Source organism: Streptomyces sp. NPDC058664, assembly GCF_042716635.1.
GTDB lineage: Bacteria > Actinomycetota > Actinomycetes > Streptomycetales > Streptomycetaceae > Streptomyces.
The window spans coordinates 1-9,155 of sequence record NZ_JBHXRW010000117.1 but is presented as its reverse complement, the minus strand read 5'-3'; the positions used below and the strand labels follow the sequence as shown (position 1 = coordinate 9,155).

At 60.6% G+C, this 9,155-nt stretch carries 8 protein-coding genes and 3 pseudogenes; 8 read left to right on the top strand and 3 right to left on the bottom strand.

Annotated features, from left to right (window positions below; all coding sequences use genetic code 11):
• Positions 1–187: pseudogene (locus tag ACFWUY_RS39750) on the top strand (IS6 family transposase); the annotation flags it as partial.
• A 146-nt stretch (positions 188–333) separates the two neighbouring features.
• Here ACFWUY_RS39750 and ACFWUY_RS39745 read toward each other — a convergent pair.
• The gene (locus ACFWUY_RS39745; protein ID WP_384121558.1) at positions 334–1,665 is read right to left on the bottom strand and encodes a phytoene desaturase family protein; all 1,332 of its coding nucleotides are present in this window, start codon (positions 1,663–1,665) and stop codon (positions 334–336) included.
• Positions 1,666–1,735: 70 nt separating this feature from the next.
• Positions 1,736–4,180 carry an aminotransferase class I/II-fold pyridoxal phosphate-dependent enzyme gene (locus tag ACFWUY_RS39740; RefSeq protein ID WP_384121555.1) on the bottom strand — a complete coding sequence of 815 codons (2,445 nt, stop codon included), beginning with the start codon at positions 4,178–4,180 and terminating at the stop codon, positions 1,736–1,738.
• Positions 4,181–4,422: 242 nt separating this feature from the next.
• On the opposite strand from ACFWUY_RS39740, the gene ACFWUY_RS39735 reads away from it, so the two are divergent.
• The 3 genes and pseudogenes from ACFWUY_RS39735 to ACFWUY_RS39725 all read left to right on the top strand — a co-directional run.
• Complete coding sequence (locus tag ACFWUY_RS39735) at positions 4,423–4,722, top strand: transposase (protein ID WP_384121553.1); 300 nt, start codon at positions 4,423–4,425, stop codon at positions 4,720–4,722.
• A 72-nt stretch (positions 4,723–4,794) separates the two neighbouring features.
• Positions 4,795–5,613, top strand: coding sequence for an IS3 family transposase (locus ACFWUY_RS39730; protein ID WP_384121551.1), 819 nt, complete (start codon positions 4,795–4,797; stop codon positions 5,611–5,613).
• A gap of 27 nt (positions 5,614–5,640) precedes the next feature.
• A pseudogene (locus ACFWUY_RS39725) lies at positions 5,641–5,951 on the top strand (transposase); the annotation flags it as partial.
• A gap of 142 nt (positions 5,952–6,093) precedes the next feature.
• On the opposite strand, the gene ACFWUY_RS39720 reads toward ACFWUY_RS39725, so the two are convergent.
• A complete protein-coding gene (locus tag ACFWUY_RS39720; RefSeq protein ID WP_384121549.1) occupies positions 6,094–6,729 on the bottom strand; it encodes a hypothetical protein in 636 nt (211 codons plus the stop codon).
• A 297-nt stretch (positions 6,730–7,026) separates the two neighbouring features.
• Here ACFWUY_RS39720 and ACFWUY_RS39715 point away from each other — a divergent pair.
• The 4 genes and pseudogenes from ACFWUY_RS39715 to ACFWUY_RS39700 all read left to right on the top strand — a co-directional run.
• Positions 7,027–7,215: pseudogene (locus tag ACFWUY_RS39715) on the top strand (transposase); the annotation flags it as partial.
• A gap of 201 nt (positions 7,216–7,416) precedes the next feature.
• Positions 7,417–8,213 (top strand): IS5 family transposase gene (locus ACFWUY_RS39710; RefSeq protein ID WP_384121560.1). Its coding sequence is split into 2 segments (ribosomal slippage): positions 7,417–7,750 and positions 7,750–8,213, totalling 798 coding nucleotides; the frame shifts between segments, so codons are not numbered across the junction.
• A 70-nt stretch (positions 8,214–8,283) separates the two neighbouring features.
• Entirely contained in the window at positions 8,284–8,595 is a 312-nt protein-coding gene (locus ACFWUY_RS39705) for a transposase (protein ID WP_384121547.1), read from the top strand.
• On the top strand, positions 8,592–9,155 hold a 564-nt coding region (locus ACFWUY_RS39700; RefSeq protein ID WP_384121544.1), incomplete at its 3' end, for an IS3 family transposase. The genes ACFWUY_RS39705 and ACFWUY_RS39700, both read left to right, overlap by 4 nt.

The window sequence follows — 9,155 nt, the reverse complement described above, 5'->3', positions numbered from 1 at the left end:
CGTCAGGAAAGGCTTCCGGTCCGTGGGATCAGCCCAAAGATTCCTGTCCGCGTTCACCGGCATCTCACCCCACTTCAGACCCGGACAACACCTCATGACCGCCGGCCGCCACCGCCTCGAGATGACCATCCGCTTCACCATCTGGAACCAGATCACCAGCGCCGCCGGCATGCCCGTCACAGCCTGAGCAACAGGCTAACCGACGGCCCTTTCCCACCCTCAAACGATCATGCCCCAACAACGCGACAGTGCCGATGGGATTGCCGTAGCTCCTGTATCCAACGCAGGGATGCCAATCATGCCCTTGAGGGGCTTGGCAGAAGCCCCTGCGTTTCAAGCAACAGGGTGCGGGTCAGAAGGCCCGCGAGCCTGACCTTTCCTGATTATTTCTGCCGCCATTAAGCCGGAAAGAAGTGCACCTCCAGAATGCTCGCCCGGCGGTTCCACAGAATTTCCGACGTGACAAAGATCCCGCACCGGGTCGTAAATACTTGGCTTCTTCACTCTCGGATTCGGTATTATGGGAACGGGGCGACTGGACAGACCATCGCTAATTATTGTGAATGTCTCGGGCGAGATGAAAAGGCTGTCTAAAACCTTTGACCCGACCCCGGGGAGGATACGCTCGATTTCCTGCATGACAAATTCAGACATAACGTCTTCTTCTGGTTTCGTAAGCGACTCAAACCCACGTGGAACTAGGAAGCACACGTTGAGGCCAAGGTAATCTGTTTCATGACGGAGTGTGGAAGGGAAGGCATGGAAGCCGAACTCATTCGGCATCTCACCCTGGTTGAGTAGATTCAACCAGCTGGAGGTTCGTGCAGGGAAGTAACCCAGCGTATGCGCATTCCGCGGATACGTGAACGACTTGTCCACGACCAAGTGGATCATCCCGCTCGCCAGCCCTGGGCGCCCGGTACTTTGATACTCGCCGGTGCGCGGTTGGCTGGTCACGACCCGTGATGCGCGGAAAATTCCGGCGGTAGAGTTCAGAGTCCTCTCGGGATGAACCCCCTCGATTTGACTTACCTCGACCCCGAGGACCAGATGGCCCCCGGCGGACTCAAAAGCCATCACCATGTCATCGATGAGACGCGCAGGACCTCCTCCTGGGACCATGCTTTTGGCGACGCCGTATTCGTATTGCCTGGAGAAGGTTTCCCTCAACCATGAGGTGGGCATGACAGCTGGCGCCGCACCCATGGCATAGGGAACCAGAGCCAGTAGGTCAGCCGTTTTTGTTCGGCATGCATGAGCATCCAGGAACTGCTCCATCACTGGATATTGATCAGATACTGAGAGATTCTTTAGACTCCTTCCGATACGTGCGAGACCCGGCAGATCCGCCGACATTCTCATAAGGGTTTTCGGATCGGGTGGAAAGGTAAAAACTCGCTGCCCGATACGGAAGATGGACCGTCGCGACTGGAATGGAGTGAAAACGCCGAGTCGCTTCATTCTCTGCGAGAATCCGGAGCCAAAATCATTGCAGCCGATCGAGAATTCATACCCACCATAATTCGCGGTGCCACATAGACCGCCGGCCACTCTGCGCCTTTCCAGCACGATTACGTTACGACCGTTTTTCTGTAGTGAGATGGCCGCCGTCAGACCGGCTATTCCTGCACCGACGACTGCCACATCATAGATTTTTTCTGGCATGTGTACCAACCTGATCGCCGACCGTGCTCTGGATCGAATTGCTCAAGCCGATCCTTGTTTCCACTCCTCGTTACAAACGTTCGGAAAGATGGAGGAGTACCTGGCTGTTATACGTTTCAGTGGGCTGGACATACAACCAACTGTGTACCGGCTTGGCGCCGAAGCGAGATTTGACAAATCCTCCGGTAAGGCCGAAGTGAATTTTCGTCGCCTGGTGGCGAGATGCAGCTCTGACGAGTTCCCTGAGGAGAATATGATACGCTCGATACGACTTGGAATTGTTGTCATCCAGGCCCAGATAGACTCCTTGGACGCTGCCCCTTCCGATGTGTGTCAGTCCGAATGCAACAGGAAGGGAAGGTTTGCCCTTCGGGCGGAGAAGAACCAACTCCCAGTTCGCGGAGCCTAGTGCAGTTTCGATGAAATTCGATGGCAGTTCAAACGTGTTCAACTCAAGATGACGCTTGTGGACGTTCAGATAGAGGCTGTGTAGATGTGCGAGTGTCTCGCGGTCCACGTACGAAGCTCCGTCCAGACCTCCCGCGAGGACCTGAATGTCATAGCGATCTTCCCAGGGAGCCACTTCGAGCTTCTGATACCTGCGGGCCCTTTTTGAAAGGCTGGACCGATAGGCGGCGCTATCGGCGTAGTCGGACTCCCCGACCCACGTAGCCGGCATCGGGAAGCGAAGGAATCCCTCACCTGAAAGGAACTCGCGGAGTTCTTCGTCCCCGTCGGGAAGATCTCGCAGAATGACGGCTGAGGCGCCGGCCGCATCCTCTTCCCTGCGAGCTGCAGAAATGATGAGACGCAACGCAGCCTTCCAGTCTGGCGAAGACCGGTCAAGGAACAGGTGATTACCTTCACTGACAAGAGTTCCCATTGCCACCATCACGGACGTCAGGTATTCAGGGTCTTCATTGCGCCGTCTCTCGACTTCCTCCGAAACCTCCGCAGAAGAGAGCATGTCCTCTTTCCAGCGTTCTGTCGTGAAGAGAGTTGCGGCGACAGGGCGTCCTGTTTCATCCCGGACTATAAAGTAATTAAACCTGCTTCCTTCGCCTGATATATCCTCTGTATTCCGGAATACTTTTTCCAACACTTCCATGCCTGTGGAAGTGAAAATTCCACGGTCAGCGAACATCTGATCCCACTCGGCTCTGTTCAGGTGCTTGACCGAATTTCTTCGCTCCATGGCCAGATTCGCGCTTGGCTGAGGCATAGAGGCTGTAGCGAGTTGCACCGGCCGTCCGTTCAACTGCATTCTGAAGCTCTGCACGAGCTGTTCAGTCGAGCTCCCCTCCGCAGCCAGCGACTCAGGGAGCGCACGGGCGATCGCCGAAACAAGCTCCTTCACATCGTCCTCTGTGTGATGGCACGTGAGCGTTGCCCGGATTCCCGCACGCTTGGCCGGCACCGCCGGATACACGGCTGTGTCGACGAAGAATCCCGCTTCTCGAAGACGCGACGTCACCCCGTATGCAACGTCCGGTACCCCGGCGCCGATACAGCGAATCGGTGCAGTACTGTCACTCACCAAAGGAAGTTGCAGCCGTGAAGCTTCCGCATTGAACAATTCGATCAGTCTCACCAAATCTGCCTGCCGCCGGGACACTTCATCGGTTCGATGGAGGTCGGCGGAGGCGCAAAGCGCCCCAAGCATGGGTGGCTGAACTGGGCCAGAAAACATCATGGGCCCTCCGACGGTGCGAACTCGACGTAGCATCTCACTGTCGGGGAAAGCGAGGGCACCCCCTCCAGCTGCGAACGACTTCGACAAGCCTCCCACGACCACGGTCCGACCAAGTGCTTCTGGGCTCAGACTCTCCAGAGCGGAACCACGCCCGTATTTGCCGCTCCAAGAAATTGCATGAGAATCGTCCACATAGAGACACAGGGAAGGAAACTCCTCCACGAGGGCGTTCAGTTCCTCAAAAGGCGCATAGTCGGCATACATGCTGTACAGGCCGTCGCATGCGTACCAGATTCGCGTATACATACTCTGCATTGCTATGATTTTCCGTCGCAAAACCTGCATGTTGTTATGCGGCACGATCTCGACAATAGTGCCCTGCGCTCGTGCAAGTTTCGCGGCGGCCTGCACGCTACTGTGAACTTGAATATCCAGCAGAAGCGCGTCTTGCTCACTCAGAACAGAAGGAAAGAATGCCATGTGGCCGAGCGTGGCTGTCGGAGCCACGAGTACCGGCCGGTCGAAGTTGGTGCTCAGTGATTCCTCTGCCCTGCGGTAGCCGGGAGACGATATGTATGCGCGCGACGAGGAAAATTGAGTGCCGTACTTTTCTACGGCTGAGATCACCGCATTCTTGAGTTCCGGATGCATTTCCAGGCCGAGGTAACTACAGGATCCGAAATTGACAAGAGGCTTGCCCTCCACGGTCACCAGACGGCCGTCGAGTCTTTCGTCCTGGGCGTCGAGGTGCATGACCTTCCGTTGCACGCCCGAAGATATGATTTCGTCGCAAGCCGTCAAGATTTCGTATGGTGTCGGCATTTGGGGCTTCCTTCACGCATGTCGAGTGCAGAACTGTGCTGCAGTGGACGATCGGGTGAGCCTGGCGAGCCACGCCAGTCTTTTGCAACAGCAGCCCCTGGGACCTAAGTTTCAGCCCACCCTCCCCCGCACTCCGCAACCTGAGTAATCACTACTCAACCTGCGGCGCCAGGTCTGAAGTTCCCCCGTTGATGTGGACGCCTGGAAACTGGGACGTGTGAGCCCAGGGAAAGCAGTGCCAGGTGGGAAGTAAGTACACGAAGCGGTACACGGCGGAGTTCAAGCGGGACGCGGTCACGCTGGTCGACTCCAGCGGCCGGACGGTGACGGAGGTCGCCCGGGAGCTGGGGGTGAGTCCGGAGTCGCCGCGCGGCTGGTACAAGCGAGCCAAGGCCGACCGCGGCGAGGGCCGGCCCGGCGAGCTGACGATCGTGGAGCGCGAAGAACTGAAGCGGCTGCGGAAGCTCGCCGCCGAGCAGGCCCGGACGATCGAGGTACTGCGAAAAGCCGCGGTCTTCTTCGCGAAGGAAAGCGACCGGTGAGCGAGACATACGCGTTCATCGAGGCGGAGAAGACCACCCACCCCGTCGCTTTCCTGTGCCGGCTGCTGAAAAGTGAACCGTTCCTCTTTCTACGCCTGGCTCGCCGGAGCCCAGGCCCGCGCTGTCCGGCGGGCCGCTGACGAGGCCCTGGCTCACGAGATCAGCGTGATTCACATCGCTTTGAAGCACACCTACGGTGCCCCGCGTATCCATGCTGAGCTGCGAAGGCTCGGGTGGCGGATCAACCGGAAACGTGTCGAGCGGGTCATGTGCGAGCACGGCGTCACCGGCCACACCCGGCGCAAGCGCCGGGGTCTGACCCGGCAGGCGAGAAAAGCCGTGCCCGCCGCGGACCTGCTGGGCCGTGATTTCACCGCCTCCGCACCGGGTACCAGGCTGGTCGGCGACATCACCTACATCCCGACCGGTGAGGGCTGGCTTTACCTCGCCACCTGGCTCGATCTCGCGACCCGGGAAATCGTCGGCTACTCGATGGCCGACCATCACCGCGCCGCTCTGGTCGTCGACGCCCTGCACATGGCCGCCGGCCGTGCCCGCCTGAAATCCGGATGCATCACGCATTCCGATCGCGGAAGCGAGTACACGTCAGAGGAACTCCGCCGCGAGATAAGCCGGTTGGGCCTTCCGCAGAGCATGGGACGAACCGGATCTTGCTGCGATAACGCTGCGGCCGAAAGCTTCTTCGCCGTCCTCAAAGAAGAGATCGGCACCCACTCCTGTCCCGACCGGGCCACCGCCCGAGCGGAGATCTTCACCTTCATCGAAACCTTCTACAACCGTCGCCGTCTCCGCAAGCATCCCGACTGGGGTTACCTCACCCCACTCGAGACACGGCAGCGGCACGAACAAGACCACACCCTCGCAGCGTAAGAAACGAGTGTCCAAGAAAGCGGGGGAACTTCAGTACTCATGCTCGTCTGCGACGAACTGAAGGGCCAGCCCAACGCGGTCCGAGACCGTCTGGCCCAGGACGATCGTGCAGACCTGCATGGTCCGCCTACTGCGGAACTCCTTCCGCCAGGCTGCCCGCCAGGACTGGGACAAGATCGCCAAGCTCCTCAAGCCCGTCTATACGGCGCCGACCGAGGAGGCCGCCCTCGAACGGTTCGCCGAGTTCACCGACACGTGGGGCCGGAAGTATCCCGGCGATCGTCAGGCTCTGGGAGGACACCCGGCAGAAGTTCACCCCGTTCCTCCGCTTCGACACCGGCACACTTCCCGACGCGAGATGGTCACATTCTTTCAGAAAAGCGAAAGCGGCCCGCCGGATATGACCGGCGGACCACCAAAGAGAACGGAAAAAGACCGGAGAAATTCCGTTGCCCTTAACCTCTAGTGCGCCATGTAACTCTAGCCACGGCACTCAACGGTCAGTTTGTACACAGACCCCATGCGATTCCTGTTCAGGAACTCAAAGGTAGTCACCGAAGGATCTTCCATTAGGCCCGGATCGATCCTCACGGGCACATCGAGGCCGACCTGACGCTCGACATACGCCCTCGCGTATCCCGGCTTAGACTCAGGGCAATAGATCTCAAATCGAGACATTCCTCCAAAAGTCCCCGTCCTACCCGGAACCGTTACGACCTTTTCAATCTTCACGCTACTCTCCGTGTGCGTGCAGAAAATCGTCCCATTCAGGTATGTGGCCTCTGTATTGCTGGTATTGGCAACCTCTACCGCCCATCCCTCGCCGCCACTTGACCCAGCCGGCTCATAGTACGGGGCCTTGAGGAACTGCAGGTGAGGACCCTGAGTAAAGGTCGGCGAGCCCTTCAGCAAGTCCCCCCGGGGGCAGCGGTAGTAGAGAATCGCCACCCCACCTGCGGCAACCCCCTGTTCAAGGAAGTACTCCTGCGTCGTAGTGTCAGCCGATGCGGGAGCAACCGTTGCCGTAGTGAGCGCCCCGAAGACGGAAAGTGCCGTGAGGGCGGAAGCGAAGAATTTCCGCTGCACGGAAGAGCCTTTTCGCTTGGTGGTTTTCATGAATTACTTCTCCAGATTGACACGGCTCTGAGCCTCACGCCTTGCCACTTCGCAACCGACCGAGAAGCCCAGACCCTATTCTGGCCTGCAACATATCAGCGTGATCCGCCTGTATCGATTCCATCGACTGGGTAATTACTACTCCTTTGAGCCCGTAACGCGATCTTGCTAAAGAGCCCCTGGTCCGCCGTGACCGGTGTGACGATTCAGCCGTTCGGGATGGTGTGACTACCCGGCTGTGGATCGTGGACGACGACTTGTTGGCTCTGATCGAGCCTCTTCTGCAGCCCTGGCCCGAGCGCTCGCCAGGGCCACGACCGGTACGGACGTGTGTGCCTCCAGGGCATCCTGTACGTGCTGTACAACGACATCGCCTGGCAACTGCTGCCTCTGGAAGTCGGGTTCGGCTCAGGGCAGACATGCTGGCGGCGGCTGGAACGCTGGCAAATGGCCGGGGTCTTCAACCGGCTGCACCGCATCCTGTGAGGTGCCCCCGTTATGTTTTTCGCGGTCCTGCAATGGGGCCGCTGGCCTCCGGGCCCGGTATGACTGTGTCCCCTCTGTCGAACGGATGACCTGGGGGGTGGTGTCACCGGGCCCGAGGGGTGCCGTCGGAGACGCTGATGAGAGTGAGCTGCTCTTAGAGTTCGTCTCATTTGGGCTGTTCGATAGTCTGGCGTCGTGGGGATCGTTGAGCGTCTTGTGCCGGATGAGTTGTGGGAGCTGTTCGAGCGAGTGGTGCCGCCTGCTCCGTCTCGGCCGCAGGGCGGCGGTCGCCGTCGGTACGGAGACCGTGAGGTGTTGGCTGCGATCATCTTCGTGGCCACGTCAGGGTGTACATGGCGGCAGCTGCCTCCGTCGTTCGGGCCTTCGGGACCGACGGCTCACCGCCGGTTCACCGAGTGGAGCAAAGCACGGGTGTGGGCCAAGCTGCACCGTCTGGTCCTGGACGAACTGGGCAGGCGGGGCGAGCTGGACTGGTCCCGCTGTGCGATCGACTCGGTGAACATGCGGGCCCTGAAAGGGGGGAGCTGACAGGTCCGAATCCTGTCGACCGGGGCAAGAAGGGCTCGAAGATCCACTTGATCACGGAGCGTACGGGTCTGCCCCTCTCGATCGGGATCTCCGGCGCGAACCTCCACGACAGTCAGGCCCTCGAGCCCCTCGTCCGCGGTATCCCGCCGATCCGATCCCGCCGCGGACCGCGACGGCGGCGCCCCGCCAAACTCCACGCAGACAAGGGCTACGACTACGACCACCTGCGGCGATGGCTACGCCGACGTGGGATCACCCACCGGATCGCCCGCAAGGGCATCGAGTCGTCCAAGCGACTGGGCCGACACCGCTGGACCATCGAACGCACCATGTCCTGGCTCGCCGGCTGCCGCCGGCTCCATCGACGCTACGAGCGCAAAGCCAGTCACTTCCTGGCCTTCACCGCCATCGCCTGCACCCTCATCTGCTACCGCCGCCTAGCCAAATGAGACAACCTCTTACTCTCGTGGAGTCCCTGAAGCCTGGACTACGGTCCAGGCGTGAGGAGAACCACGAGCAGTGCCAGCACCACGTAAATACCCCGATGAACTCCGCGAGCGCGCCGTGCGCGAAGTCCGCTCGACCGGCCGGCCGGTGACCCACGTCGCCCGTGACCTGGGCATCCACAAGGAGGCCCTGCGGTCCTGGGTCCGTCAGGCCGAGGCCGACGCGGGCGAGCGCGACGACCGGCTCACCACCCTCGAACGCGACGAGCTGAAGGAACTCCGCAAGGAAGTCGCCGAGTTGAGGCGGGCCAATGAGATCCTCAAGGCGGCCAGCGTGTTTTTCGCCCAGGAGATCGACCGTCCCCAGACGAGGCCGAGCAGGTGATCGACCACCTACGCGATGGCTTCGGGGGCGATCCCGTATGCCGGGTGCTGGAGCTGTCCCCATCGACGTACTTCGCGCGCAGGACGCGGCCGAAGTCGGCCCGCCGACTCCGCGATGAGGAGCTGATCCCGCTGGTCACAGCCATATGGGAGGACTCCGGCCGGACCTACGGAGCCCGCCGGATCACCCGAGCCCTGTTCCGCGCCGGGCACCGGGTCGCGCGGTGCACCGTCGAGCGGCTGACGAGCGAGCTCGGCATCGAGGGCATCATCCGTGGCCGACGCCGCCGCACCACTATCCCGGAACCGTCCGCACCACGCCCGCCCGACCTGGTCAACCGGCAGTTCGAGGCCGAGCGCCCGAACCAGCTCTGGCTGGCTGACCTGACCTACGTCCGCACCTGGTCGGGCTGGGTCTACGTGGCGTTCGTCCTGGACGTGTACTCCCGCCGGATCGTGGGCTGGGAGGTCGCGGACCACATGCGGACCGACCTGCCGCTGGACGCGCTGGAGATGGCACTGTGGCGGCAGAGGATCAAGAAGGACGCCGATCTGATCCAT

Coding starts and splice junctions, on each gene's coding strand:
- ACFWUY_RS39745 (WP_384121558.1), bottom strand. CDS start 1,665: ATGCCAGAAAAAATCTATGATGTGGCAGTCGTCGGTGCAGGAATAGCC.
- ACFWUY_RS39740 (WP_384121555.1), bottom strand. CDS start 4,180: ATGCCGACACCATACGAAATCTTGACGGCTTGCGACGAAATCATATCT.
- ACFWUY_RS39720 (WP_384121549.1), bottom strand. CDS start 6,729: ATGAAAACCACCAAGCGAAAAGGCTCTTCCGTGCAGCGGAAATTCTTC.